Genomic DNA, 25561 nt, shown 5'->3' on the forward strand with positions numbered 1-25561 from the left:
GAGCATTTGACAGCTGGACCGCCCCAGCCTATAATCTCGCTTCTTCTTTCGACGGGTCGTTAGCTCAGTTGGTAGAGCAGCGGACTTTTAATCCGTTGGTCGCAGGTTCGAGCCCCGCACGGCCTACCATTCGAAATTAGAACCTTGGGTCGTTAGCTCAGTTGGTAGAGCAGCGGACTTTTAATCCGTTGGTCGCAGGTTCGAGCCCCGCACGGCCTACCAAGATACGCAATGAAGCCCACGAATTTCGATTCGTGGGCTTTTTTGTTTCTGGTCGCCCTCTGGTCTCGCTCAATTTGATCTCTGAGCCTTCCCAACCGCCAAACAATGAAGCGCTAACCTAGGCGTGGCAGCGATTTCCTTGATCCGCATGAGCAGTGCCGTGACATCGCGGGCTGTTTATCGGGGTAGTGTCAGCCTTAAATCAAGGGAAACCACTTCTCCCCGACGCTAGGGTTTGAGAAGCATCAACAAAGGCTGAATGAGTACATAAAAGCTGTCGCATTTCTGCGAAACCCTTCAATTTCCTTAACCACGTCAAGTCATCGGGAGTATTTTGAAAATATAAGCATCGGAATATTTCTGGAATTCTGCCGCCAGGGAGGGCTCTCAAATGAAAGCCGGTATTCTTCAGTGGTTCAAGGAATGGGAATGGTCGTTTCCGGCAGCCGCAATCTTTCTATGCGGCGCGACGACTCTGCTGGCCCAAACCAGCGATCTGGCGTTTGCCCAAAATTCAGCGGCAGTTCTGTTTGCCTACCTCACCGGAATGGCGATCATTGTCTGGGGCATTCATGCGTTCACCGGCAACCCCGAAGAACGCTCGGCATATGGCGTTAACTTTGCCTACTTCGTGATGGCGGTGTCACTGGCAGTGCTGATCTTGCCGCCAGTCATGCGAGCGGACGCCTTCGGCGGCGAGCCATTGGGCCTTGTGTCCGGATGCGTTGCAACGGAAGGTGCACACGCCACTCTTGCCTGCCCTCCTGAACAGGACGGCAAATCCAGAGCTTCAAATAATCAATGGCTGCTGAATATAGGTGGCACCTTATACGGGCAGGCCGCAGGCTCCACGGCGGACATCGGAACCAGGGCAAACCGCGCCACGATAGCGGGCGGTATTGTCGTCCCATTGCCCTTCGTCGTTATCGCTTTGTTCGGCGGCGCCATCAGCCTTTCGCGCCGCATACCCGAACTGCAAAAGCGCGCCGAGGAATCCTACATAGCAACCCAGGATGCGCCGAAACTGACGCACGCCGAACTGCGCGAAAAGCTGCTATTCCAGATCGTTCAATATGTATCGGCACCGATGATAGCCATCGTCGCTTACCAGGCCATCAAGCCGGACAGCCAGTCATCGGCGGCTGCGCTTGCCTTCATATGCGGCTTTGGGTCGGAAACGGTGTTGCTGATGATCCGCGGCTTGGCCGACGGCTTGCGCCCGAAAGGAGCGACGCTTAGCTCGGCGCAGGACGTCGTTGCGGCCCCAGGCGAAATGGTGCTGCTGCGGATCACGGTGAATACCGAAGGACTGGATCCCGGCAGCCTGGCCATCACCGTTGACGGCAAGGCGGCGCAGGCGAATGAAGACGGGTTCCTTGAAGTTGAACTGGAAGCCGGCAAAGAGCACCTCATTATCGCCAACGCAAAACGCATGGGCCAGCTGGTTACCGATGAATTGCGCATGACGCCGCTCGTGACAGACGATGCGCGTCCATTTGCCCTTAACCCCTGAAGCGCGAGGCTGCGATGACTATTCCATTTAGCGGTGCGGGTGCACCTCTTACCCAGGCAGGCCTGGACTCTGTAGTCAAAACTGTCGGCTGCGATTTGCCATCCCTGTGGGCCGTTATGGCAGTGGAAACCAGGGGCTTTGGTTTTCTGCCGCTCACTCGCCAACCGAAGATTCTATTCGAACGCCATGTGTTTTATCGACTGACAAGCGGCGCCCACGGCAACAACGGCGACATCAGTTCTTCGAAATCCGGTGGTTACCTTGGCGGAGCGGCCGAATACGGACGTCTGGAGGCCGCTGCCAAGTTGAACCAGGAAGCGGCAATCGGAAGCGCATCATGGGGCTTAGGCCAGATCATGGGCTATCACGCGAAACGCCTCAAATACGCCAGCGCGATGGATATGGCGCAAGCATTCGGCAAGAGCGAAGACGAGCAAATTTTCGCGATGGGGAATTTCATTGCCTCCGAAAGTGCGCTGACGAAAGCACTGGTCACTGGGAATTGGCGCAAGGTAGCCTTCTACTACAACGGCTCAAACTACGCCAAGAATGAATATGATGCGAAGCTGGAATTCCATTATGAGAAGTTCAAGCAGCAAGGCTGCCCTGATGTAGAGGTGCGTGAAGCCCAAGCCCTGCTGACCTACCTGAAATACAATCCCAAGGGTATTGATGGCTTTTGGGGCGACAATTCAAAAAAAGCCCTTGCCAGCTTCCTGGTCAATGAGGGCATGCCTGCCGCAGCTGCCCCCGATGCGATTATCCTCGCGGCACTTCGTAAGAAGGCCGGCTTTTAATTCAGCCGGGGAATGCGGGCAATGACTTTGATCTCGAAGTCGAACCCCGCCAACCAGTTCACGCCGACAGCAGTCCAGTTCGGATACGGCGCAGCCGGGAAGATTTCGTCCTTGATCTTCAGGACCGTATCGAACTGCCTTGCCGGGTCCGTGTGAAAAGTCGTTACGTCAACGATGTCTTCCATCGCGCACCCGCCTGCCTCCAACGTCGCCTTCAGGTTTTCAAACGCCAGGTGTACCTGAGCCTCGAATTCAAGTTCCGGCGCGCCGTCCGGGCGGCTGCCGACCTGGCCCGACACGAACAGCAGATCCCCCGATCGGATCGCTGCCGAGTATTTATGGACAGCATAGAGTTCGTGCCGCCCGGCTGGGAAAATGGTTTCGCGCGTATTCATGGTGCATGCTCCTTTGCGTTGGTCAATGCGAGCACTATAGCCACGCCAATCATTCGGATAAACCGCAAAACGCCTGCTACACTGTTTGATAAAACCAAATTATTAGTGGGGGGGGTTGCGATGGACAAGCTGGAAGGCATGCGGGCCTTCGTTCGCGTTGTTGAGGCCGGCAGCTTCACCAAGGCTGCCGAAACACTGGGCGTAAGCAAAACCACGGTCACCCAACTGGTGCAGCAGCTGGAAGCCGGCCTGCGCATCAAGCTGCTCAATAGGACGACCCGCAAAGTGAACGTGACGACGGCCGGCTCCGACTATTACGAGCGCGTCATTCGCCTGCTGGCCGAGCTGGAAGACATCGAAAACAATATACTCGGGGAATCCGCCGTGCCGCGCGGCCTGTTGCGGGTGGATGTTCCGAGCCCGTTTGCGAACATCATCCTGGTGCCGGCGCTGCCAGAATTCCACGCCCGATACCCGGAGGTCCAGCTTGATATCGGCGCCAGCGACCGCAAGGTCGACCTCATTGGCGACAATGTCGACTGCGTGGTGCGCGGTGGCGACATCGATGATGTATCGCTTGTTGCACGACGCGTCGCAGGCCTGCAGTTGGGCGTCTATGCTGCACCGTCATACCTGGCCCAGGCGGGAACTCCAACCTCCCCTGGCGACTTGCACGGAGCCGGCCACCGCATCGTCCACTACCGTTGGGCCAACGGTTTGCCGTACGCAATGGAAAAGTCCGGGGAGCGGGTCAAGATCGGTGGCCGCTATTTCCTGGCGATCGACGATGGCAATGCCTACCTCACAGCTGGACTGGCCGGCCTTGGCGTGCTATGGCTGCCGCAGTACATGGCCAGGGAACACGTTGCCAGCGGCGCGCTGGTGCAACTCTTCACGGACTGGCGTATCGTACCGATGCCGCTCCACATCGCCTATCCGCCGAATCGTTATGTTCGCAAACAGCTTCGCGTGTTCATTGACTGGATCATTGAACTGATGGCGCGGCACGAATTACAACGGCGTTAACCATCCGCTGTCTTTCAAAATCGCCGCAGGATTTTCAAGTTCAAGCAGTTTCCGGATTGCCGCCCGCTTGTCCCGGGAGCGGTTCACATACGCTTCGGCGATCCGCATGCCGATCCAGTAGCCCGCTTCGCACGGCCAGCCTTCAGGAGCACTGCCGCAATTGACAAACCATCGCTTGAAACGCGGGCTGGCCACAGGGTTGCGCAAACTTTCGCTGTCGGCCTGAAGGAACTGGCGATCACGCTGGAACTCTTCCCATAACCACGATTCACGCTGGCGCGCCCACGCATCGCGGGCGGGCGTCGGAATTTCGCCAGTCACCAAGGTCGCCAGATAGTCTGCGACACCTTCCCTCAAAGCCTGGCTCAATAAAGGATCGGCGAGTGCCTGCGGCGTTTCGTCGCCCTGCCAGGTGTGCACCGTTTCGTGCGCAAAAAAACCACGCATCGTCGTACGGAATTGTTCGGGCGTCGTGCCCGGTGGGCAGGTCACCTCCAAGCCGATTACCTGCATGTCCGAACTGGCCGTACCTCCGGAATTCAATGCGCCGAACACGATTTCGATTGCGGGAAGTGACCGCTCGGGCAACAAGCCTGAAAAGGCCAGGTAGATCGCTTTGAGGTCGCTTCGAAGAGCCGGCAGGCGTGGCAAGCATTCCCGGATCGCATAGCGATAGGCCTCTGGGTTGGCTGCAACCTTGCGCGCCAGGCGCCCGGCGTCGACGATACGCATTGGGGTGAAGACCTTCACGCCGGGACCCGCGCGATCCAGGTATTCGCGCTGCAGGATTTCGGCCGCCGGGACGGCGTTTTCCTTCATCAGGTTCGCAAAGCGGCGGGCGTCATCGGCGCCAATATCGACCGTGAGCGGATCGACGGCGGCGGCAAATACAGCGCTGCTACACAGCGCGGCAACAGGGAAAAGTAAATGTCGGATCATCTTTTGAAGCAGGTACAAGCTGAAATATGGCGCGCAGGATAACACTTTGTCGAATTGAAAAGAAGTTTTACCAATACTGCTTTCGATATCGTGCGATGACATTTTCATTATCCGGCTTTCCAGCGGCCTGGCGTAACAGGTATGTCACAAGCGCTCTTTACCTTTGTGCGTTTCAACTATCGCACGGTAAACAACATGCAAATGCTTTCATCGCGTCGCAAGCTCCTGGCCTTGGGTATTGCACTGGCCTTGAGCGCCTGCGGCGGCGGCTCCTCCGAAGCGCCGCTGGAGATTCCTGCAGCACCAGCAGACCAGGGCGCGGCAGAAGTGGGGCCCCAGCCCACCGTCACTGCCTTTGTCGATACCATCGCCACCAACCAGCGCGGCGACGCCCGCTACGCCACGCTGTCCACCAATGCCGGCGTGCGCGTCCTCGGAGGCTTCCTCGAGATCTGGGGCCGCTGACCGAAACAGTTGACGCCGGCGTCAGCGCGCCTGCTGCCGATGGCTTCCCGGCCGTAGTCCCCTCAACCTGGAGCGGTATACCGAACGACGGTACGCCCGACGGAAAAATAGTCAATGCCACCGTACACCTAGCGAACGTCGAATACGTCATCAAAGCCACTGCGAATCGCACACCGGAGCAAGCGCTGCTGGCCTATCTGGATGACCGGCGCGGCAAGGGCTACAGCGTGACCGACGGCATGGGCCCGCTAACCGATGCCTGGCGCAGCGCCGCCCAGCAAGTCACCAGCATTACTGGCGTTGCCAGCGATGCCACCAGCAAGCTGTATAACGACACCGGCAATAATACCGGCGTTGGCGGTAGCGCCAATGCTGACTTCGGCAGCGTGGTCGATCTGGTCAACCTGGTTGGCAATAACGCTTCGACCGAGCCGTCCAAGCGCTTCTACAAATACGCCCGTCCCTACCGCTGGAGCAGCGGGGTGCAGGTGCTGCCAACGCTGGTGCCGGCCAAGAGCAGCACCCCAGGCACCGATGGCGGATTCACCAGCGGCCACTCGGCCGAAGGCGTACGCGACGCAGTCGCCATGGCCTACGCAGTGCCGGAGCGCTTCCAGGAAATGCTAAGCCGTGGACTCGAACTGGGCGAATCGCGCATCCTGGCCGGCATGCATTCGCCACTGGACGTATTGAGCGGCCGTATCCTGGGCCAGGCCAGCGCCGCAGCAAACCTGGTGGACCCCGTGAACGCGGCAAAAAAAACTGCTGCCCTCATCCAGGCACACGCCGCCTTGATGGCGGCCACCGGGACCAACGCCGACAACTTTGCCGCTTTCGCGCAATCCGGCAGCCTCGCCAACGACCGGTTCGCCGACTACGCGACCAACAAGGCCAATTACCTGCGTCGCCTTACTTATGGCTTCGCACCGATCGCTGCCACCAGGGCCGTTGCCGCGGTACCTAAAGGCGCCGAAGTGCTGCTGGAAACCCGCCAGCCCTACCTGAGCGACGCCCAGCGCCGGGTGGTACTGAAGACCACTGCACTGCCTTCGGGCTACCCGGTAATGGATGATGCGGAAGGCTGGGGCCGTTTGAACCTGTTTGCAGCGGCCGACGGCTATGGTGCCTTCAGCGGCAACGTGACCGTCGTCATGGATGCCGGCAAAGGCGGCTTCAACGCAGCAGACCGCTGGCGCAATGACATCAGTGGCAACGGAAAACTGGTCAAACAGGGCTCGGGCACATTGAAACTGGCCGGAGCAAATACCTGGAGCGGCGGCACCGAACTGAGCGCGGGAACACTGCAAGGCGATTCCACTGCCGCGTTCGGCACGGGCGACATGTACGTTCGTGGCGGCACGCTGGTGGTCAACGCTCCGGCTGCGCTGAAGCTGGCTGGCAAATATACCCAGCTAAGCGGTACCACCACGCTGGAACTGGACCTCGGCGGCGCGGCGCCGGGCAGCCAGGGCAGCCTGATCGTGGCATCCACCGCCACCATTGCCGGCGGCACGCTACGCGTGAAGTTCGCCAACGGCTACAAGCCCAAAGCCGGCGACGTACTGACCGTCATCACGGCAGCTAGCCTGAAGGGCAAGTTCTCCGCTATCGAGGTCGACGGCTTTGCGAACGTCACGCCAAACTACAGCGCCACAACTTTGACTCTGGCCATTGGAAGCTAAGCCGTCGGCCGGAATCGGGTAACATCGCCAGCATGCACCAACAATGCTGGCATCTTCGCCCGACCGCGCAACTGCGCCCCTTTATCGATCGCTACTGGGGTTGGGAGGGTAACCATCCCCTCCCTCCGCTGCTTCCACCCGGAACCGGTTCCGAGTGCATCTTCCATTACGGCACACCGTATCTCCTCGATGGCAGGCAGTCGCCGCGCGCAGTCATCCTCTCCCTGCGCACGCGCGCCATCGCCATCGAAGGAAATGGACCACTTGGTTTCGTCGCCGTGCGCTTTCGTGGCGGAAGCCTGCGCCATTTCTGCGGCCAATCGCTGGCGCAATTGCACGACCAGTATTGGCCGGCCCCGGCAATCTGGGGCGAAAGCACCGAGCATTTGTCCGACCGGCTAGCGCAAGCCATCGGTCCGGCCATGCGCGCTTCTGCGCTCGACCAGTTCTTCCTGGCGAGATTGGGTCAACATGAAGACCGCAGTGGACGTGGACTCGATGTCCTGCTCGACAAGCTGTATTACGCCCCCGGCACCGCCATTGAAACTTTGGCCGAGGAATCGGGCTGGACGCGCCGCCACTTCCAGCGCAAGTTCACCGACACCTACGGACTCGGTCCCAAACAGTTTGCGCGGATCGCCCGCCTTGGCCATACACTGCGCATGCTGGCGCTCTCCCCCGGCATGCCCGCACTCGATGCCGCCATGCGCATGGGCTACTTCGACCAGCCGCACTTTATCCACGAAACGCGCGCCCTGACTGGCCACACGCCGCAGGCGATCATCGCGGGCATGCGCGGAAAGTCCCATTTCTACAATCCGCCATCGAGGCCGATTGCGTAAGCTGGGGCACCATACTTTTTACGGAGCCGTCATGTATCTGCTTGCCACGCTGGAAGCCAACCCTCAGTCCCGCGCCGACCTGCTTGCCGCATTGGATCAGCTCGTGGCATATTCACGTACCGAGCCCGGAACACTGCAGTACGAAGTGCTGACGGACTTTCAAAACGAAAACCGGATCATCGTATTCGAACGCTACGCCGATGCAGCCGCCATGCAGGCGCACCTGGAAAGCGCGCCCTTGCAGGCCCTGGTCGCCAACTTCGGGCACTATCTAAGCGTGCCGCCCTCGCTGGTGCGCATGGCCCGGTTCAATGGTTTCCTGCGCGAGGGCGGCAACGACCATTAATACCTGCAAGAACCGTCCCCGCAAGCATAGCATCGCAAAAAATCCCGTGGCCCGCCGGGCACTAAGGCTGCGGGCCAAGGTACTGTTTCACGAGCGTGTCGTATGTACCGTTGGCACGGAGGTTTTTCAAGCCGGCGTTGAATGCATCGCGCACACGGACATCGCGAAACACTGCCCTGCGCGGGCTTTCGGGGAAAATCCTGTGGAAGGACACCGCCTGCCCTGCATTGATTTGCGGTTCGAGCTTTTCGGAAAAATAGCGGAAGATCATGCGGTCGCCAATCACAACGTCTACCCTGCCGGTGAAAAGAAGCTTGTTCTGTGTGATCTGGGCCGGCACCTCCCTGTAGTCCGAATGGCCGCTGGCAACCAGGCCAAAGCGGTCCCCCAGCACCATACTGGCATTTTGGAATGCCGCCACCGAATAATTGGCCAAATCCTCAATCTGCTGGATCTTCAGATTGCGGCGGGTGAGTGTGGTCGCGACGTTCTGGTAGACGATGTAATTGTCTGTGAAGTAGTCCTGGCCGCCAATTCCCTCGCTGATAGACAGCAACCCATCAAGTTGGCCTGCGCGCAGCATCGCCAGCGCCCGGGTTTGTGGAAGCATATGTCCAACCAGCCTGTAGCCGCCGGCAGCCAACGATTGCCTGGCGATGTCATAGTCGAGCCCCGCCTTGCCCGACTCCATGACATAAGGCGGCTTTGGCAAACCCATACCGACGTGGACCTCCGGCATGGCCGCTTCCTGCGCCCTGGCGGCACAGCTTATGGCCAGGGCCAGCCAAAGCCAGGTTTGCGCCCGGACTTCCAATGCATACCTGAGCCACATACTGTCCTCCGGCTACTACCATGCTTCTTACACGATATACCAAGCATGATGCAATTCCCAGCAATCTATAATTGCGCCTTTCTCAATAAACCAGGAAAGATGTCAAGAATGCGAATCCGCCACTTCTGGATCGTTTGTGTGGCAATGGTGCCAAGCCTTGTTATGGCCAACCCAGCCTGTCCGGACCAAAACTCCTGCATCGCAGCCGTGCTGGCAAGTGCCAGGTCGGGCGAGCACGCAAATGAGCTTGCGCAAATGGCCCGCCTGGCCGCCCTGGCCCCGAACTGGCAGGAGGATCAGAAAAAGAAGAAGGTCCGGCCGGGCATCGGCTCCGAAGCGGCAGGCATTGGCGCGCCCGCTGCCGCCATGACCTCGGTGCTGCAATTCGCAAAACAGGACTTCTTCCAGCTGCCGGCGCTCCGCCGCGCCCTTACCCTGCGCTACCTGGAGCAAAAGCAGTACCTGGCCGCCGAGGACGAGGCTAAGGACGCTATACGCCTGCAGCCCTCGTACGCACCGTTCTGGTCCGACCTGGCGGCCGTATTCATGGCCAAGGGGCAGAAGGATGATGCCATCGCAGCCCTGCTCGTCGCATATAACTGGGCGGGCAACCCTGCCGCCATGCGCGAGGCATACGTGCAGGCAGCACAGTCAAGTGATTCCGCAGCAGTATTCGGCGAAGCCGTTACGCTGGTCGACTTGAATGCTGCCAAACTGGCCCAGGCTGAAGCAGCGTTTCCTGCGCTGATCATCGGTGCCAAGGACCCGGCAACGGGTAAGCAGGTAGCGCGCCCGGGAGCCGCCAGCTTTAACAAGCCAAACTGGCCGCACGCCTCACTGCGCTACGAAGAGACGGGCGCCGTCAGGCTTGCATTCCTGGTCGACGCAGATGGCAACGTAAAACGCGCAAGGAAGCTCAAATCGAGCGGATACAGCGAGCTTGATAATGCAGCGCTGCTAGCGGTGGCGTCTTGCGAATTCACACCAGCCGAGCAGGACGGCAAACCCGTCGCTTCATGGCTGGTGATGGAATACGTCTGGTCGCTTGAGTAAGTATGGTTAGGCGCGCTGGGCGGCGCCGGCTGGGGCGGAAGACGGTTGCAGCAGGCGTCCCAGCGGCATTTCGATCCAGCGATGGAATGCGGCACCGGCGGCCAGGCTGGCGCCCCAGGCGGTCAGCATGCCAACGCCTTGCAGCACCGGATCGGCAGGCACGAAGCGGGTGAAGGCGGCGTTCACCAGCAGGCAGACCGGGAAGTGGATCAGGAACACCGAGTACGAAGTGCGCGCCAGCGCATTGACGACTGCCTGCAGGCGGCCTTCGCCACTGAATTGGGTGCGGCCGAAGATCACCAGCGCGCAAGCCACCATTATGGCCAGCGCCAGGCGGCTGCGGAAGTTCACGGCCAGCGCCAGCAAGGCGGGCAGGAAAATTGCCGCCTGTACCAGCACGGCACCGCGCGTCTTGCGGCGCGGATCGCCGGCCCACCATGCGGCCAGGCCCAGGCTGTAGCTGCCGAAGAAGTATGGCCCCCAGTTATCCCAATCCGAGTCCAGGTTGAAGTGCAACAGCGACAGCACGCTGCCGATGGCGACCAGGCTTGGCACCAGCCATGTGCGGCGCGCCGGGCCGGTGATGCGGGCGGCCAGCCAAAGGATGGCGACAACCATGGCATATAGCTGGAAATCGATGGCAACGTACCAGGCCCCCGCCGACAGCGAAGGGAAACCGAGCACCCCATGTGCCAGCACCGCGTGCGCCGCGAGCTGGCCGGCGGTCGCCGGTGCGGAAATCGAGTGATGGTCCATCCACTGGCTGGCCAGCATGGATGCCGCCGCAGCGATCAGGGTCGCTGCGATGAAAGGCGGCGCCAGTTTGGCGTAGCGGCGCCAGACAGCGCCCAGCGGGTCGACCATGACCGGCTGCGCGCTCGGCGCCAGCGATTTGGCGGCAAGGAAGCCTCCCACCACCAGGAATACCTGCACGGCAATGCGTGCGCTACCCGCCAGCCAGTCGATCAGGTCTGGCAGGATAAGGCGCACGTGGTCCGCCATGGGGCCATAAAATGCCAAGTGGTGCAACACAATTAGCTGCGCTGCAACAGCCTTTAATAAATTGATCACGCCATACTTCATTACATCTGCTGCCGACTATGCGAAAGGTCAACATGATAACCGAGCTCAGCAGATTAGAGGCGCGCGCCTAGCGCCTCGTAAGTAACCAGATGTTACGCAGCCTTGCCCTCAGCCTTCTTGAACGGGCTGCGGTCAGGAGCTTCGTCGTGGTCAATATTCAGCAGCAGGTGCTTGATCACCTTGTTCATGAATGGCTGGCGGTGACGGATCAAGACGCCGTATGTTTCCGGCCTCGCCCCCAGAGCGGCCTTCGGCTCCAGCGCGGTACGGCCGAAGGAGACGCGCTTGCAGCCCAGTCCAATGGCGTCGGCGATACCGGCATGCAGCAGGCGCAGGTAAATCGGCAGGTCGGCTGCGGCGGCGCGGTCAAAGCCGATGTGGAAAGCAATGGCAGTCTCGCCGTCGGCGATGGTGACCAGGAAGCCCAGCATCTTGCCTTCCCGTTTCAGGACGCTGCAGCGGAAGCGCTCCCCTGCCGCTTCCTGCAGCGCCGGGAAGTACTCCGGCAGCAGCTCGAACGGACGGAAGCCGGCATTGACCTGCACGGCTTTATACAGGGCGTGGATTTCGTCCTGCATGGCGGCCATGTCGCTGAAATGCTCCACCCTACATTGCGCCGCTTCGATCGGCTTCAAAATGCCGTTGCGGACGTTGGCGCGGTACTTTGAAGCCAGGCTGGCCAGGTAGTCGTCGTAGCTTTTCCAGTCTTCGCCGAGGGCCAGCACCATGTTCGGCTCCGTTTCGACGAACCGGTAGCTGAGGTTCTTAAGGAAGGCTGCGTCCTCCACCTGGGGACCGTGCAAGTCCTTGATCATGACGAAGTTGGCGGAACCGGCCAGCTTTTCCGCCTGGCGCACGCGGTACAGCACTTCCGCGACGCCGTGCCAGGCGAGTTCCGGATCGACGCCGGGCGCGATGGCGATGCCGTGCTGGCCGAAGGTCAGCAGGTTGCCGCAGGTGAGCACGCGCTGGCCCAGGCTCTCGCCCAGCGAACCGAACGAGGTTTTGCTGGCCTGGGCCAGCCTGATATCGGCCAGCTGCATATACAGCGCGGCAACCGGCTGCTCATCTTCGTACACCAGCGCGTAGCGCGGGTCGAGATTGGCCGGCAGCACGCTCTCCAGCGAGCGCAGGTAATCGTAGGACAGGAAAAAGCCTGCCTGGGCCGTAAGCCCTTTCCATGCCTGCGCATCGAGCATGCCGATGGAGTCGGCAATGGCGTAGCGCAGTTGGGCGGGGCCGCGCAGGCGCTTGCGCACTTCGCGGCGTTCGGATAGGGCGGTTTTGACTGAGCGCAGTTTTTGCTGGATCTTCATCATTACAAAATTGGCAATTGGACGGCGCAGTCTAACACGAGCGGCATTGTGCTGAATAAGTTAAGGGAAGCCTCGATATACAACCAATCACCAAATAGGCAACACCGATACCATTTTGAACATGTTAAAAATGCCAATCGACCCGAAAGGCAATGCAATGACTGCTCCAAATCCGAACTGGTACCTGCGCGCGCGGCTCAAGACCCGCCAGCTCCTGCTGTTGATCGCCATCGACGACGCCGGCAATATCCTGCGCGCAGCCGAGGCGCTGTGCATGACGCAGCCGGCGGCTTCCAAGCAGCTCAAGGAACTGGAGGACATGCTCGGCATCGCCCTGTTCGAGCGCCATCCACGCGGCATGGCGCCGACGATCTATGGCGAGAGCATGATCCGCCATGCGCGCATGGCCCTGAGCAGCCTGGCGCGCGCGCATGAAGATATCGTTGCGCTCAAGGCCGGCCTGGCGGGCCAGGTCGACGTCGGCAGCATCATGACGCCGGCATTGAGCCTGCTGCCGCGCGCCATCACGCGCGTCAAACAGCAGGTGCCGCAGCTGCGTATCGGCGTGCAGATCGAGGCCAGCAACGAATTGCTGGAGCGGCTGCAGCGCGGCACGCTCGACTTCCTGCTGGCGCGCCTTACCGGCTTCCACGATTGCACGGAACTTGTGTACGAAGAGCTGGCGCCGGAGCCGGTAGTGGTGGTGGCGCGGACCGGCCATCCGCTGGCCGGTCGCAGCGGGCTTGCTTTGCATGACCTGGTGCAGGCGCCCTGGATCACCCCGCCGCCCGGCAGCGTCCTGCGCCAGCGCTTCGACCAGTTGTTCCATAACGCCGGCCTGGAGCCGCCGGGCGATATCGTCGACACCAGCGAGATTGTGCTGATCACCAGCATGCTGCAAATGAGCGATGCGCTGAATGTCATGTCGCAAGACGTGGCGCGGCGCTACCAGGAACTGGGGCTGCTGGACATCCTGCCGCTGGAGCTGGACTGCCGCATGGACCCTTTCGGCATCATCCGCAGGCGCGACAGTGTGATGTCGCCTGGCGCCGAGCTGCTGTTGCAGGCGATTCGGCGCGAAGCCTCGGCGCCCGCCGTGCAGCAGGAGACAGAAGCGGAACAGATGCCCGCGACATATAACCTCTACGACATAGCTCTCGCGTAAAAACTCATTGGATCGGTCTTCGAGCGTGCGCATAGCATGGAGCGGCACACCTAAATCCGGAGACCTGCCTTGAACCAAATATCTCTTGCGCGCCGCCTGGCCGGCGCGCTGCTGCTGATCGCGCCGCTGGCTGGCCATGCCGCGCGCCAGATCGAACTCGACTCCCCCGACCGCCAGTTGCGCGTGACGATCGGCACCGGCGACCACTTGTCCTTTGCCGTCAGCCACCGCGGCACCGACCTGGTGCTGCCCACCCCAATCGGCATCACCCTGGCCGGCATCGGCTCCCTGGGCGACAAGCCGCGCCTGGCCGGCCAGCAGCGCCGCAGCGTCGACACCGTTTTGCGGCCGGTGGTGGCGCAGAAGTCGCGCGAAGTGCGCGACCATTACAACGCCCTGCAGCTCGATTTCGCGGGCGGCTACGCCTTGGAAGTACGCGCCTACGACGAGGGTATCGCCTACCGCTTCCGCACTTCCCTCCCCGGCCAGGTCACGGTGGAGGACGAGCTCGCCGGCGTCAACTTGCGGCCGCAGGACACCCTGTACTGGCCGCAGGAAAAATCCATGCAATCGCATAACGAGCATTATTACCAGGCGCTGACGGTGGGCGACGCGGCCGGCAAACTGGTTGGCGTACCGGCCCTGGTGCAGAACGGCGGCGTGCACCTGGTGTTCACCGAATCGGGCCTGCGCGACTATCCGGGACTGTACCTGCACGGCGAGCCGGCCGGCCTGCGCGCCATCTTCCCCAAAGTGGCATTGGCAGAAACCGCGCGCGACGACCGCAATGTACCGGTCACGCAGGAGGCGGCCTATATCGCCCACACCGATGGCAACCGCACCTTCCCCTGGCGCATCCTGGGCATTGCCGCCGATGCCGGCGGCCTGCTGCTGAACCAGATGCCCTACCTGCTTGCCGAGCCGCAGGAACTGAAGGAAACCGGCTGGATCAAACCCGGCAAGGTGGCCTGGGACTGGTACAACGGCAACAAGCTGTATGGCGTGCCGTTCAAGTCGGGCCTCGACACCCGCACCTACCGCCACTACATCGACTTCGCCGCCGACAACGGCCTCGAATACATCATCATGGATGAAGGCTGGTACAAGCTGGGCGACCTGCTGGCCGTCAAGCCGGAGATCGACATGCCCGGGCTGATGGCGTACGCCAGGCAGCGTGGCGTCGGCATCATCCTGTGGGTGTCGTGGAAGACGCTGGACACCCAGATGACCGCCGCGCTCGACCAGTTCGCACGCTGGGGCGCGGCCGGCATCAAGGTCGACTTCATGCAGCGCTCCGACCAGTGGATGGTGAACTATTACGAACGCGTTGCGCGCGAAGCGGCCCAACGCCGCCTGCTGGTGGACTTCCACGGCAGCTTCAAACCCAGCGGGCTGCAGCGCACCTGGCCCAACGTCCTGACCTTCGAAGGCGTGAAAGGCCTGGAAAACAACAAGTGGAGCGACAAGCAGACCCCGGAGCACGACGTCACCCTGCCCTTCATCCGCATGTTCGCCGGCCCGCTCGATTACACGCCGGGCGCCATGAGCAATGCGCACCGCAAGGACTTCGCCGCCAGTTTCGACCGCCCCATGAGCCAGGGCACGCGCGCGCACCAGCTGGCGATGTACATGATCTATGAAAGCCCGCTGCAGATGCTGGCCGACAGCCCTTCGCAATACCGCGCCAATCCATCCTCGCTGGAGTTCATCCGCCAGGTACCGGTGGAGTGGGACGAAAGCCGCGTACTGCACGCCCAGCTTGGCCGCTACGTGGCCATGGCGCGGCGCCGCGGCGATACCTGGTATGTCGGCGCCATGACCGGCGCCGATGGCCGCGACCTGGAACTGGACCTGTCTTTCCTGGGCGATGGCAACTACCAGGTGGACAGCATGGAAGACGGCCCGAATGCCGGGGTCTTCGCTACCGACGTACAGAAAGGCAGCGCCAGCGTCACCCGCAGCAGCCGCCTGGCGATGCAGCTGGCGCCCGGCGGCGGCTGGGCGGCGATCATCCGCAAGACGAAATAAGGAGATACAGATGCAACGCTTGTTCCGTCCCCGTGCCGTCATCCCCGCTGCGGCACTGCTGGCCGCCAGCCTGGCGCAGGCTGCGCCGCCAGCCTTCACCCCGCGCTGGCAGCTCGACGGCGATGCCATTCGCTGGCAGGTGAAAGACGTCCACCGCGACCAGCTTGAAATGAGCGGCCGCCAGGTCTCCGCCGTGATCGACTACGGCAGCCAGGCCGACGGCTCGCTGCTGCTGGCGCGCACCGTGGTGTGGCCGATGCTGCGCACCATTCCCGACGATACGCACGCCAGCCTGATTCGCAAATTCGGCGCGGAAGCCTCGCCCGCCGTCACAGTCGACGGCCAGCCCGCCGCCGAACGGCTGCAGCAAGTACGCTTCGACGGCCGCCTCGCGCTGCGTTCGCAACTGGCCCCTGGCCTGGCGCTGACGCGCACCCTGACGCCGTCTCCCGGCGAACCGGCCCTGGTGGAGCGGCTGGAGCTGGCCAACACCGGCGCGGCCACGCGGCGCTACAGCTTCAGTGCGCTGGAGCGCAGCGAAACCACGCCGGCCGAGCGCGGCACCCACGGCGCCTACGTGATCGAGGTACGCTCGCCTGCCCGCGAAGGCGAGCTGGCGCCCGGTGCGCGCGTGCATGTCGACGTGATCATCAGCGGCCGCCTACAGAACGAGATGGTGTATGTGGACGGTAGCGAAGCCTTGCAGGAACGCGCGCGCAAGGTGGCGCAATGGCGTTCCAACCTGGTACTGGAAACGCCGGAACCTGTACTCGACGCGATGTTCGCCTTCGCCAAAGTGCGCGCCGCCGAAAGCATCTTCGCCACGCGCGGCGGCCTGCTGCACGGGCCAGGCGGCACGCGCTATTATGCCGCCGTCTGGGCCAACGACCAGGCGGAGTACATCAATCCCTTCTTCCCCTACCTGGGCGACAGCGCCGGCGTGCAAAGCGCGCTCACCAGTTTCGGCATGTTCGCGCGCTACATGAACGCGGACTACAAACCAATCCCCTCCTCCATCATCGCCGAAGGACGCGGCTACTGGAACGGCGCCGGCGACCGCGGCGACTGCGCCATGATCTCCTACGGCGCCAGCCAGTTCGCGCTGGCGCAGGGCGACAGCGGCACCGCCCGCCAGTTGCTGCCCCTGATCGACTGGTGCCTGGAGTTCACGCGCCGCAAGCGCGACGCGCAAGGCATCGTGCAGTCGGACAGCGACGAACTGGAAGGCCGCTTCCCGGCCGGCAAAGCCAACCTGTCGACCAATGTGCTGGCCTATGGCGGCCTGCAAGGAGCAGCACGGCTGGCGGCTTCGCTGGGCGACGCGCAGCGCGCCACGGCGCTGCGGCAGGAAGCGGAGTCGCAGCGCGGCGCCATCGAACGCTACTTCGGCGCGCGCATGGATGGTTTCGAAACCTACCGCTACTACGACGGCAACGAAAAACTGCGCGCCTGGATCGCGCTGCCGCTCGCGCTGGGCATCAATGAACGCCAGCGCGGCACGGTCGATGCACTGCTGTCGCCGCAGCTCTGGAGCGAAAACGGCGTGCTGACCGAAGCCGGCGACAAGACCTTCTGGGACCGGGCCACGCTGTATGCGCTGCGCGGCCTGTTGAAAGCGGGCGAACTGGAACGCACCATGCCTTACCTGCGCTACTACTCGAGCCGCCGCCTGCTGGGAGAGCACGTGCCGTATGCCGTGGAAGCGTGGCCTGAAGGGCAGCAGCGCCACCTGTCCGCCGAAAGCGGGCTGTATGCGCGCGTGGTAACGGAAGGCCTGTTCGGCATTGAAGCAACCAGCCTGCGCAGCTTCACCGTGGCACCGCGCCTGCCGCAGGGCTGGCCGCGCATGGCATTGCGGCATATGCGCGCCTTCGGTGCAGGCGAAGACGGCGACGGCATCGACATCGTCGCCACACGCACGCCACGCGGCCAGCGCGTGCTGGTGCGCCTGGATGGCCAGCCCTTGCTCGACCAGGCCTGGGACGGCAAGGCGCCGCTGCTCGTCACGCTTCCCGACCAGCTATAACCTTTTAGGCATAGATGGCGCGTAAACATTCAATTGTTCGCCATCGCCATCCTACCTAGCATGTCTCCATCGGCCGCCATAGTGCGGCCGAATCATAACCACAACAGGAGACGCAATGAAGAACCATTCCCAAGGTGTGCGGATGACGCTGCTCGCACACGCCCTTGCATTGGCTTTCGCTGGGCCAGTCCATGCACAATCGAATGCCACCGGCAGCATTTTCGGCCAGGTCGCCAACGCAGGCGGCAGCGTCGTGGTGCTGGAGAATATCGCCACCGGCGCGCGCCGCACCATCAGCGTGGATGCCAGCGGGCGCTATAACGCCAGCTCCATGCCGCCGGGCCTTTACAAAGTGATGCTGGTGCGTAATGGCGTCGTCGAACGCGTGCTGGAAGTGGAAGCGCTGATCGGCCAGGGGGTGGAAGCGTCCTTCGAAGTCATCCAGGCGGTGACGGTCAGCAGCCGCCGCCCGACGATCGACGTCAGCAACACCAACAACGGCGCGGTATTCACCGCGCGCCAGCTGGATGCGCTGCCGATCTCACAAAGCCTGTCGGGCATCATCCAGCTTGCCCCCGGCACGGCGCGCGGCAATACGCGCGTCGGCGGCGACAGCTTCGGCGGCGCCGGCGTGACCGAGAACGCCTACTTCATCAACGGCTTCCCGGTCACCAATGTCTACCGCCAGATCGGTTCGACCACCCTGCCCTTCTTCGCCATCGCACAGGCGCAGATCCTGCAAGGCGGCTATAGCGCGGAGTTCGGCCGCTCCACCGGCGGCGTGGTGAACATCACCACCAAGAGCGGCACCAACAACTGGGAAGCCGGCGCCGTGCTGCAATACACCCCGGACTGGCTGCGCGCCAAGCCGGACAACACCGACTACCCGGACACCGGCCATAACCCGAAGACCGACGGCAAGCTGCTCACCTACCGCCACGGCAATAATGCCACCGACGTCTTCGGCAGCGCCTACGTCGGCGGCCCGCTGATCAAGGACAAGCTGTTCATGTTCGCCAACATCGAACAGGACCGCTTCAGCACCGGCTACATCAGCAAAGACTCCGATTCGCTCAACAAGACCAACGGCTGGACCGAGCGCGAAGCCCGAACCCCGCGCTACCTGCTCAAACTCGACTACAACATCAGCGACAACCATCGCCTCGAGTTCACCCAGATCCACGACGAAAACAAGAAGACGCAGCAGAACTACGGCTTCGACTACGCCACGTTGCAGCGCAACGAGGTGCGCGCCGGCGGTACCACAGGCGATGGCGCGAAGACCAACGATTCGATCCTGAAGTACACCGGCTTCCTGACCGACAACCTGACTGTTACTGCGCTGGCGGGCCGCTTCAAGTCGACCTATCCGCAATCGCGTGAAGGCTATGTGCCTGGCGTATACCAGATCATCGCGCCGATGAATGCGCAGGTGCCGGGCCTGTCGTATACCAACCCGCAGACCATTGGCGGAACCATCCAGGTGCCAAATGCGGAAGACAAGCAATCCACGCTGCGACTGGATGTCGAGTACAAGCTGGGAGACCATGCGCTGCGCGCGGGCATCGACCGTAACAACGTTTCTTCGATCAATGGATCGGAGCTGGCCGGCGGCGGCAGCTGGACCTACTTCCACGGCGATCCGAGCAAGACGGTCCCTGGCGGCAACACGCCTGCTTCGGGCGGCGGCTACGGCCTGCAGGGCTACTACGTCAACGAGTACCACCAGAGCGATTCTGCGTCGCCAAAGACCGACCAGTCGGCGCAATACATCCAGGACCGCTGGCAGGTCACCGATACCGTATTGCTCGACCTGGGCCTGCGCAACGAACAGTTCACCAACAAGAACAGCTTCGGCCAGGCCTACGCGGCGCAGCGCCACATGCTGGCCCCGCGCATCGGCGCATCCTGGGACGTGCGCGGCGACAGCACGTTGAAGGCCTTCGCCAACCTGGGCCGCTACCACCTGCAGATCCCGACCAGCGTGGCGCTGCGCCTCGCCGGCAATCCGGTCCACATCGACCACTACTTCACCTACACCGGCGTCGATCCGAAAACCGGCGTACCGACCGGGCTGACCGAAATCTCCCCGCGGGTTTCCGGCGGCAACGAATGGGGCAATGCCAAGGACCCGCGCCAGGTCGCGTCGAGCAACCTGGGCGCCACCTACCAGGACGAAATCGCGCTGGGCTTCGAAGCGGCCTTGACGCCGGAGTACACGGTTGGCAGCAAGGTCACCTACCGTACGCTGCGCAATACCATCGAGGACTGGTGCGATTCGCGTCCATTGCGCGCCTGGGGCAAACGCAATAACGTCGATACCAGCAAATACGATATGCCATGCCTGCTGATCAACCCGGGCCGCGACAATACCTTGACGCTCGACCTGGCGGGCGACGGCAAGCTGGTCTCCATCCCGCTGACTGCTGAAGAAATCGGCCTGCCGAAAGTAAGCCGCGTGTACACCGCGCTGGACTTCTTCATCGAACATCCGATGCGCAACGGCTGGTACGGCAAGTTGTACTACACGCTGTCGCGCACCAGGGGCAACATGGAGGGCCAGGTGATGTCCGACATCGGCCAGGCCGACATTGCCGCCACCACCTCGTTCGACTTCCCGGAGTTGATGGATCACGCCAGCGGCCCCCTGCCAAACAACCATACCCACGTGCTGAAAGCCTTTGGCTACTACCAGCTCGGCCAGGAGTGGACCGTAGGCGGCAATATCAACATCGTCACCGGCGCGCCGAAGTCCTGCATCGGCAACCTGCCGACCGCGCTCAACCAGGACGGCAAGAACCCGGCCGCGAATTACGGCGCCGCAGTGTTCTACTGCGACGACAAGCCTGCGCCACGTGGCTCCGCCGGCCGCATGCCGACCGATTTCCGCATTGCTCTGAACGCGACTTATATGCCGCGCATGTTCAAAGGCCTGGCATTGAAAGCGGACGTGTTCAACCTGCTGAACCGCCAGACGACGCTGGCAACCCAGCCGGTCTACAACGCGGGCGCCAACACCGTCAGCCCTTACTACGGGCAGGTGCTGGGGCGCGCACCCGAACGCCAGGTGCGCTTCGCCGCGCAGTACAACCACAAGTTCTGAGTCAGCGCCTGGCTTCCTTCAGGTATTGCTCACGCGCCGCCAGCGCCGTGTCGGCGAAGTCGGTGAACAGGCCGTCGACGCCGAGGGCGAAGAACTGCTTGTACTCCAGCGCAGGATCGCCCTTGTAGTTGCTGGCCAGGCGGCGCTTCTCGTTGCGGAAGGTGTACGGGTGCACAAACAGGCCGGCCTTGTGTGCATCCGCCACCAGCGAGGTCGGCTCCATGGTAGTGGCGTCGGCATCGTTCACCTTGCCGTCGCCGTTGATGTCCACCGCGCCCTTGACGCTGACGATATAGCGCTTCCATGGGCCGATGCCGTCGGCATAGGTCTTGATCTCGGCCAGTCCGGCCGGGGTCACCATTTCGCCGAACAGGCGTTTATCGCCTGCCTGTGCCCAGTCGAACGGCTTGTCGTACGGCGCGGCGTAGGTCAGCGCTCCGGTTTTCAGGTCCACGTCATCGGCGTCGATCAATTGCACCATCTTCAGCCTGGAGCCCTTGCTGCGCATGTATTTCAGGCTGCCCGGCTCAAAAGACTGGATGAAAACCGGCGCCTCGCGTTCGGTCCAGCCGGCGGCGCTCAGCATGGCCAGCAGCTTGTCTTCCAGCGGCAGGCCTTGCTGGCGGTGGAACGTCGGGTTCTTGGTTTCCGGGTAGATGGCAATATTGCGGCCGCTATTCTTGATCATGTCGATCACTTCCTGGATGGTCGCGATCCTGTATCTGCCGTTAAATTGCTGCGGGCGTTCGGCATCGGTCGAAATGCCGCCCAGGGTCTTGATCTCGGCCAGCGTGAAGTCGCTGGCGAACCAGCCGTCCTGCACTTCGCCGTCGACGCTCAGTTTGCGCTTGCGGCCAGCAAACTCGGGGTGCTGCGCCACGTCGGTGCTGAAGGCCAGGTTCGGATCGTGGCGGGCAATCAGCACGCCGTCCTTGGTGGAGATCACGTCCGGCTCAATCGCGTCGGCGCCCATTTCGATCGCTTTGGCATAGGCTTCCACTGTTTCTTCCGGCAGGTAGCCGCTGGCGCCGCGATGCGCCGCCACCATGGTTGGGTTGCCGTCCAGGGTAGGCAGCGGATCCTGCAAATGTCCGCCGCATGCCGCCAAAATCGCCGCCGCTACCGCGCCCCCTACTGCTTTTTTCATCATTGCCCCGCTGTCTGAGTTGAAAACGTGGCGGATTGTAGGTAGCGAAAATGACAGGCTTGTGAATTGCGCAAGCGCGCGCATGGTGCTTGACAATCATTGCCTAGGCAACGTATAGTTCATTTATGAACGAAAACAAGGACCCGCGCCGCGTTGCCCGGCTTATCAGCCGCGCCCAAAAAACGCTGGAAGAAGAACTGGACACCAAGCTCGCGCCGTTCGATATCACGGCGGCGCAGTACGTGGTGCTGTCTACCCTGCACAGCGGGCGGGCCAATATCGCCGCCCAGATCTGCAAGGAACTCTCATACAGCCCCGGCGCGATGACCCGCATGCTGAACCGCCTGGAGCAGAAAGGCATGATCCAGAAGGCGCCGAGCGTGGCCAACCGCCGCACCGTGCAACTGGAACTGACCGAAGAAGGCCGGCGTCTTTTCCCGAGCCTGCTGGAAGCTTCGGGCACCGTGATCGGGCAGTACTTCGGCACCTTCAGTGCGCAGGAACTCCAGGCTTTCGAGTCGCTCCTGCTGAAAATGTTCGCTGGAAGGTAGGCGCTCTTTTTTTTTGCCCAAACAGTTGCCTAGGCAATCATACATTCAGGAATGAATATGGAACCTTCAATCAATGTGCTGGGAGCCTATTTCCCCGACTGGCTTTTCTGCATTGCCGGCGCCACGGTGCTGTGCTTCCTGCTCCACGCATTACTGGCTGCGCGCGCCTGGCTGGCAGGCGCCCCTTCGCACCTGCTCGCGCTGGGCTACCCCGCCCTCGCCACCGTGCTGTCGCTGTCGGCCTGGCTCGTATTTTTCCAACATTAAGGTGACGCATGAAGAAGACCGTGAACTCCCGCCGCTGGACCGCGATCGTCCTGGCCCTGACCCTGGCCGCGATCGGGCTCGCCATTTACGTTGTGCGTTCGATCGACCAGGCGCCGCGCACCGATGACGCTTACGTCTATGCCGATACCATCAATGTCGCACCGGAAGTGAACGGCCGGATAGTGGAGTTGCCGGTGGCAGACAACCAGCGCGTCAGGAAAGGCGAGCTGTTGTTCCGCATTGATCCGAAGCCGTTCGAGGAAACCCTGGCCAAGGCCGAGGCCAGCCTGAAAGCGCTCGACAGCGAAATCAAACTGGCCCAGCGCACGGTCGATGCCCAGAAATTTGCCGCCGCTGCGGCGCAGGCGAACGTCGAACATGCCAAGGCCGCCTCGGAACAGGCGGCAGACTCGCTGGCGCGACTGGAGCCGCTGCTCGCCAAAGGCTTTGTATCGGCCGAGCGGATCGACCAGGCGCGTACAGCCAAGCGCAGCGCGCAGTCCCAGCTCAGCGCAGCCTTGCTCGATGCGCGCCGCGCCGAAGCTTCCGTCAGCGGCGTCGATGCGCTGGTCGCCAGGCGCGAGGTGGCGAAGTCGGAGATCGCACTGGCGCGCCTGAACCTGTCCTATACCGAAGTGCGCGCGCCGGGCGATGGCATTGTGCTGAACCTGAAAACCTCGGCCGGCCAGTTTGCCGCCGCCGGCCACGCGGTCTTCACGCTGGCCAGTTCCAGCCGCTGGTACGTGGTGGCCAATTTCCGCGAGACCGACCTTGCCGGCATCAAGGCCGGCCGCCGCGCCCAGGTCTACCTGCTTGGCGACACCTCCAGGCGCTACAGCGGCACCGTCGAATCCATCGGCTACGGCGTGTTCCCCGATGACGGCGGCAGCGAAGTGGCGGGCCTGCCGCGCGTACCGCGTTCCATCAACTGGGTGCGGGTGGCGCAGCGCTTCCCGGTGCGCATCCTGATCGAACAGCCTGACGCAGCCTTCCGCATCGGTGCTTCCGCCGTGGCCATGCTGAGCGCGAAGTGAACATCATGCAAGCCCTGATAGCGCGCATCCGCAACGAGCTGGCGCCCTTTCCTGGCCGCATGGATGCGGTGTGGCGCCTGCTCGCGAGCTGCACGGTGGTCATCGTCTGCTCGATGGCCCTGCAGGTTCCTTCGCTCTCGCTGTCGCTGATCATGGTGTTCTTCACGGCGCAGGAGAATACGGTGCTGACCCGCATGAGCGGCATCGTGCTGATTATCGGCAGCATCCTGTCCGTGGCAGCCTCCATCCTGCTGCTCAAGTTCTTCATTGACGCGCCGATGCTGCGCATTCTCGGCGCGGCCCTGGTGGCGTTCTGCGGCATGTACTTCATGAGGAGCAACAAGCTTGGCGCCATCGGATTCCTGGTGGCGCTGATCGTGGTGTACGGGCAAAGCATGGCCGACATCTACGAAGACCCGGAGGTCATGACGCGCGCCCTGCTGTGGGTAGGCGTGGCTACGGTCTATCCAGTCGTGGTGACGATGATCATCCAGCGCCTGTTCCGGCCTGCGCTGCCGGTCAAGCTGCTGGTGGACGAGTACAGCCGCCAGCTGGACGAGGTTGAACACCAGCTCGATGCGCGCATTGCGGGGGTTGCTGCGCCTGCCTTTCACAGCGGCCGCGTTGGCCGCGGCGCATTGGCCTTGCAGCGGCAACTGGCCTTTGCGAGCTTGGGCAATAAGGAGCGCACCGCGGCGCGGACCGCTGCTGTGAGCCGCCTGCATGCGGCGGCCGCGCAACTGGCCAGGCTGGCGCCGTTTGAGCCTTCGCCGCAGGAGCGCGAGCAGATGGCTGCAATCCGCGAAGCCTGCGCTTCGCTGCGTACGTGCCTTGGACACGATGCGGAGTTCAGGCATGAGGAGGCTGCCGAAGCCGCGCCGCACGCCATGCTCGCCCACAGCGCGATCTTGCGGGAGATGGCGCGGGCATTGCGTGCAGCGGCCAGCGCGGGACAGGCAAGCGCCGCGCCGCCCATACAGCCGGCTGCGGCCGCTGCCGGCAATCCGATGCGCATCAGCTGCCTGAAGTTCGCCTTCAAGGCAGTGCTGGCGGCGATGGCCACCTATGTCATTTACACCGGCCTGCAATGGCCAGGCATCCATACGGCAATGCAGACCTGCATCATCCTCGCCCTGCCCAGCCTCGGGGCAACCACGCACAAGGGCATTGCCCGCTTGCTGGGCTGCTGCCTGGGCAGCCTGGCGGCGCTGGCGGCAACCGTATTCGTGGTGCCGCACCTGGACAGCATTGTCGGCCTGCTGGCCATGACCCTGCCCATCATCGCCGTTGGCGCGTGGATTGCCGTTGGATCGCCGCGCACGAACTACATCGGGGTGCAGATGATGTTTGCATTCGCCCTGGCGCAGCTGGGCAGCTTCGGGCCGGTCACCGACGTCACGGAAATCCGCGACCGCCTGGTGGGCATCCTGCTTGGCCTGGCCGTCTCGATCACGGTGTACACACTGCTGTGGCCGGAACGCGAAGGCCAGGCGCTCAAGACGGCGCTGTCACGCCTGCGCAAAGCTGTCAGCGCCTGTGCGCAGGCAGATCACGCAAGCATTGCTGCGGCGCGCCTGCAGGCTTGGGCCTTGCTGAACCAGTGCCGGGAATTGCATGGCCGCGTATCGCAGGAACCGGGCTGGCGTGACCGCAACTCGCGCCGCATTGCGAATGCCCTGGCACAGGCGGAAGAAAGGCTCGCCATGCAGCAGGCCAGGCATTAAGGCGT

General features: G+C 62.4%; 20 protein-coding genes, 2 tRNA genes and 1 pseudogene. 17 read left to right on the forward strand and 6 right to left on the reverse strand.

What is annotated here, in order from left to right; all coding sequences use genetic code 11:
• Positions 1–53: 53 nt before the first annotated feature.
• The 4 genes from ASE26_RS08380 to ASE26_RS08395 all read left to right on the forward strand — a co-directional run bounded on the left by ASE26_RS08380 (position 54) and on the right by ASE26_RS08395 (position 2532).
• Positions 54–129 (forward strand) — tRNA-Lys (locus ASE26_RS08380).
• 17 nt (positions 130–146) lie between these two features.
• Positions 147–222 (forward strand) — tRNA-Lys (locus ASE26_RS08385).
• A 391-nt stretch (positions 223–613) separates the two neighbouring features.
• Entirely contained in the window at positions 614–1735 is a 1122-nt protein-coding gene (locus ASE26_RS08390) for a hypothetical protein (RefSeq protein WP_057245985.1), read from the forward strand.
• Between the two features lie 14 nt (positions 1736–1749).
• Entirely contained in the window at positions 1750–2532 is a 783-nt protein-coding gene (locus tag ASE26_RS08395; RefSeq protein ID WP_082507499.1) for an N-acetylmuramidase domain-containing protein, read from the forward strand.
• On the opposite strand, the gene ASE26_RS08400 is transcribed toward ASE26_RS08395, so the two are convergent.
• Positions 2529–2927 (reverse strand): RidA family protein, encoded by a 399-nt coding sequence (locus ASE26_RS08400; protein ID WP_055935153.1) that lies wholly within the window; start codon positions 2925–2927, stop codon positions 2529–2531. The genes ASE26_RS08395 and ASE26_RS08400 overlap by 4 nt on opposite strands.
• Before the next feature lie 120 nt (positions 2928–3047).
• Here ASE26_RS08400 and ASE26_RS08405 point away from each other — a divergent pair, with 120 nt between their 5' ends.
• Positions 3048–3953 (forward strand): LysR family transcriptional regulator, encoded by a 906-nt coding sequence (locus ASE26_RS08405; RefSeq protein WP_057245987.1) that lies wholly within the window; start codon positions 3048–3050, stop codon positions 3951–3953.
• Here ASE26_RS08405 and ASE26_RS08410 read toward each other — a convergent pair.
• Positions 3939–4994 carry a hypothetical protein gene (locus tag ASE26_RS08410; protein ID WP_156398132.1) on the reverse strand — a complete coding sequence of 352 codons (1056 nt, stop codon included), beginning with the start codon at positions 4992–4994 and terminating at the stop codon, positions 3939–3941. The genes ASE26_RS08405 and ASE26_RS08410 overlap by 15 nt on opposite strands.
• A 93-nt stretch (positions 4995–5087) precedes the next feature.
• Here ASE26_RS08410 and ASE26_RS08415 point away from each other — a divergent pair.
• From ASE26_RS08415 to ASE26_RS08430, 3 genes and pseudogenes are all read left to right on the forward strand, one after another.
• Positions 5088–7039, forward strand: a pseudogene (locus tag ASE26_RS08415) (phosphatase PAP2 family protein).
• A gap of 32 nt (positions 7040–7071) precedes the next feature.
• Positions 7072–7881, forward strand: coding sequence for a helix-turn-helix domain-containing protein (locus ASE26_RS08425; protein WP_082507500.1), 810 nt, complete (start codon positions 7072–7074; stop codon positions 7879–7881).
• 31 nt (positions 7882–7912) lie between these two features.
• Positions 7913–8227, forward strand: coding sequence for a putative quinol monooxygenase (locus ASE26_RS08430; RefSeq protein ID WP_055935168.1), 315 nt, complete (start codon positions 7913–7915; stop codon positions 8225–8227).
• 61 nt (positions 8228–8288) lie between these two features.
• Here the strand turns inward: ASE26_RS08430 and ASE26_RS08435 are convergent, their stop codons facing one another.
• A complete protein-coding gene (locus ASE26_RS08435) occupies positions 8289–9059 on the reverse strand; it encodes an ABC transporter substrate-binding protein (RefSeq protein WP_055935171.1) in 771 nt (256 codons plus the stop codon).
• 255 nt (positions 9060–9314) lie between these two features.
• Between ASE26_RS08435 and ASE26_RS31420 the strand changes: the two genes are divergently transcribed.
• Positions 9315–10112, forward strand: coding sequence for an energy transducer TonB (locus tag ASE26_RS31420; RefSeq protein WP_229208126.1), 798 nt, complete (start codon positions 9315–9317; stop codon positions 10110–10112).
• A 6-nt stretch (positions 10113–10118) separates the two neighbouring features.
• Here ASE26_RS31420 and ASE26_RS08445 read toward each other — a convergent pair whose 3' ends face one another.
• Both ASE26_RS08445 and ASE26_RS08450 read right to left on the reverse strand, forming a co-directional pair.
• Positions 10119–11195, reverse strand: a complete 1077-nt coding sequence (locus ASE26_RS08445) for an acyltransferase (protein WP_055935173.1) — start codon at positions 11193–11195, stop codon at positions 10119–10121.
• 92 nt (positions 11196–11287) lie between these two features.
• Positions 11288–12514, reverse strand: coding sequence for a GNAT family N-acetyltransferase (locus ASE26_RS08450; RefSeq protein ID WP_057245989.1), 1227 nt, complete (start codon positions 12512–12514; stop codon positions 11288–11290).
• Between the two features lie 154 nt (positions 12515–12668).
• On the opposite strand from ASE26_RS08450, the gene ASE26_RS08455 reads away from it, so the two are divergent.
• The 4 genes from ASE26_RS08455 to ASE26_RS08470 all read left to right on the forward strand — a co-directional run bounded on the left by ASE26_RS08455 (position 12669) and on the right by ASE26_RS08470 (position 20833).
• A complete protein-coding gene (locus tag ASE26_RS08455; protein WP_082591323.1) occupies positions 12669–13676 on the forward strand; it encodes a LysR family transcriptional regulator in 1008 nt (335 codons plus the stop codon).
• Between the two features lie 69 nt (positions 13677–13745).
• A complete protein-coding gene (locus ASE26_RS08460) occupies positions 13746–15704 on the forward strand; it encodes a glycoside hydrolase family 97 protein (RefSeq protein WP_057245992.1) in 1959 nt (652 codons plus the stop codon).
• A 10-nt stretch (positions 15705–15714) separates the two neighbouring features.
• On the forward strand, positions 15715–17730 hold the full coding sequence (locus ASE26_RS08465; protein ID WP_057245994.1) for a hypothetical protein: 2016 nt from the start codon (positions 15715–15717) through the stop codon (positions 17728–17730).
• Between the two features lie 115 nt (positions 17731–17845).
• The gene (locus ASE26_RS08470) at positions 17846–20833 is read left to right on the forward strand and encodes a TonB-dependent receptor (protein ID WP_055935187.1); all 2988 of its coding nucleotides are present in this window, start codon (positions 17846–17848) and stop codon (positions 20831–20833) included.
• Position 20834: 1 nt separating this feature from the next.
• Here the strand turns inward: ASE26_RS08470 and ASE26_RS08475 are convergent, their stop codons facing one another.
• Positions 20835–21983, reverse strand: a complete 1149-nt coding sequence (locus tag ASE26_RS08475) for a glycerophosphodiester phosphodiesterase (protein ID WP_057245996.1) — start codon at positions 21981–21983, stop codon at positions 20835–20837.
• Between the two features lie 122 nt (positions 21984–22105).
• Between ASE26_RS08475 and ASE26_RS08480 the strand changes: the two genes are divergently transcribed.
• From ASE26_RS08480 to ASE26_RS08495, 4 genes are read left to right on the forward strand one after another with little or no spacing between them, the layout of a single operon-like run.
• Positions 22106–22531 (forward strand): MarR family winged helix-turn-helix transcriptional regulator, encoded by a 426-nt coding sequence (locus ASE26_RS08480; protein WP_057245998.1) that lies wholly within the window; start codon positions 22106–22108, stop codon positions 22529–22531.
• Between the two features lie 57 nt (positions 22532–22588).
• Positions 22589–22798: a YtcA family lipoprotein gene (locus tag ASE26_RS08485; RefSeq protein ID WP_229208127.1), complete on the forward strand. Its 210-nt coding sequence runs from the start codon at positions 22589–22591 to the stop codon at positions 22796–22798.
• Between the two features lie 8 nt (positions 22799–22806).
• The gene (gene mdtN, locus ASE26_RS08490) at positions 22807–23832 is read left to right on the forward strand and encodes a multidrug transporter subunit MdtN (RefSeq protein WP_057246002.1); all 1026 of its coding nucleotides are present in this window, start codon (positions 22807–22809) and stop codon (positions 23830–23832) included.
• A gap of 5 nt (positions 23833–23837) precedes the next feature.
• Complete coding sequence (locus ASE26_RS08495; protein ID WP_156409903.1) at positions 23838–25556, forward strand: FUSC family protein; 1719 nt, start codon at positions 23838–23840, stop codon at positions 25554–25556.
• Positions 25557–25561: the final 5 nt, after the last annotated feature.

This window comes from Duganella sp. Root198D2 (genome assembly GCF_001428585.1).
GTDB lineage: Bacteria > Pseudomonadota > Gammaproteobacteria > Burkholderiales > Burkholderiaceae_D > Rugamonas.

Bases quoted from the DNA above. Each gene is read 5' to 3' on its own strand.
- ASE26_RS08405 (WP_057245987.1), top strand. From the start codon at position 3,048: ATGGACAAGCTGGAAGGCATGCGGGCCTTCGTTCGCGTTGTTGAGGCC.
- ASE26_RS08495 (WP_156409903.1), top strand. From the start codon at position 23,838: ATGCAAGCCCTGATAGCGCGCATCCGCAACGAGCTGGCGCCCTTTCCT.
- ASE26_RS08475 (WP_057245996.1), bottom strand. From the start codon at position 21,983: ATGATGAAAAAAGCAGTAGGGGGCGCGGTAGCGGCGGCGATTTTGGCG.
- ASE26_RS08465 (WP_057245994.1), top strand. From the start codon at position 15,715: ATGCAACGCTTGTTCCGTCCCCGTGCCGTCATCCCCGCTGCGGCACTG.
- ASE26_RS08470 (WP_055935187.1), top strand. From the start codon at position 17,846: ATGAAGAACCATTCCCAAGGTGTGCGGATGACGCTGCTCGCACACGCC.
- ASE26_RS08400 (WP_055935153.1), bottom strand. From the start codon at position 2,927: ATGAATACGCGCGAAACCATTTTCCCAGCCGGGCGGCACGAACTCTAT.
- ASE26_RS08450 (WP_057245989.1), bottom strand. From the start codon at position 12,514: ATGATGAAGATCCAGCAAAAACTGCGCTCAGTCAAAACCGCCCTATCC.
- mdtN (WP_057246002.1), top strand. From the start codon at position 22,807: ATGAAGAAGACCGTGAACTCCCGCCGCTGGACCGCGATCGTCCTGGCC.
- ASE26_RS08455 (WP_082591323.1), top strand. From the start codon at position 12,669: ATGACTGCTCCAAATCCGAACTGGTACCTGCGCGCGCGGCTCAAGACC.
- ASE26_RS08480 (WP_057245998.1), top strand. From the start codon at position 22,106: ATGAACGAAAACAAGGACCCGCGCCGCGTTGCCCGGCTTATCAGCCGC.
- ASE26_RS08430 (WP_055935168.1), top strand. From the start codon at position 7,913: ATGTATCTGCTTGCCACGCTGGAAGCCAACCCTCAGTCCCGCGCCGAC.
- ASE26_RS08435 (WP_055935171.1), bottom strand. From the start codon at position 9,059: ATGTGGCTCAGGTATGCATTGGAAGTCCGGGCGCAAACCTGGCTTTGG.
- ASE26_RS08390 (WP_057245985.1), top strand. From the start codon at position 614: ATGAAAGCCGGTATTCTTCAGTGGTTCAAGGAATGGGAATGGTCGTTT.
- ASE26_RS08445 (WP_055935173.1), bottom strand. From the start codon at position 11,195: ATGAAGTATGGCGTGATCAATTTATTAAAGGCTGTTGCAGCGCAGCTA.
- ASE26_RS08425 (WP_082507500.1), top strand. From the start codon at position 7,072: ATGCACCAACAATGCTGGCATCTTCGCCCGACCGCGCAACTGCGCCCC.
- ASE26_RS08410 (WP_156398132.1), bottom strand. From the start codon at position 4,994: ATGTCATCGCACGATATCGAAAGCAGTATTGGTAAAACTTCTTTTCAA.
- ASE26_RS31420 (WP_229208126.1), top strand. From the start codon at position 9,315: ATGGCCCGCCTGGCCGCCCTGGCCCCGAACTGGCAGGAGGATCAGAAA.
- ASE26_RS08485 (WP_229208127.1), top strand. From the start codon at position 22,589: ATGGAACCTTCAATCAATGTGCTGGGAGCCTATTTCCCCGACTGGCTT.
- ASE26_RS08395 (WP_082507499.1), top strand. From the start codon at position 1,750: ATGACTATTCCATTTAGCGGTGCGGGTGCACCTCTTACCCAGGCAGGC.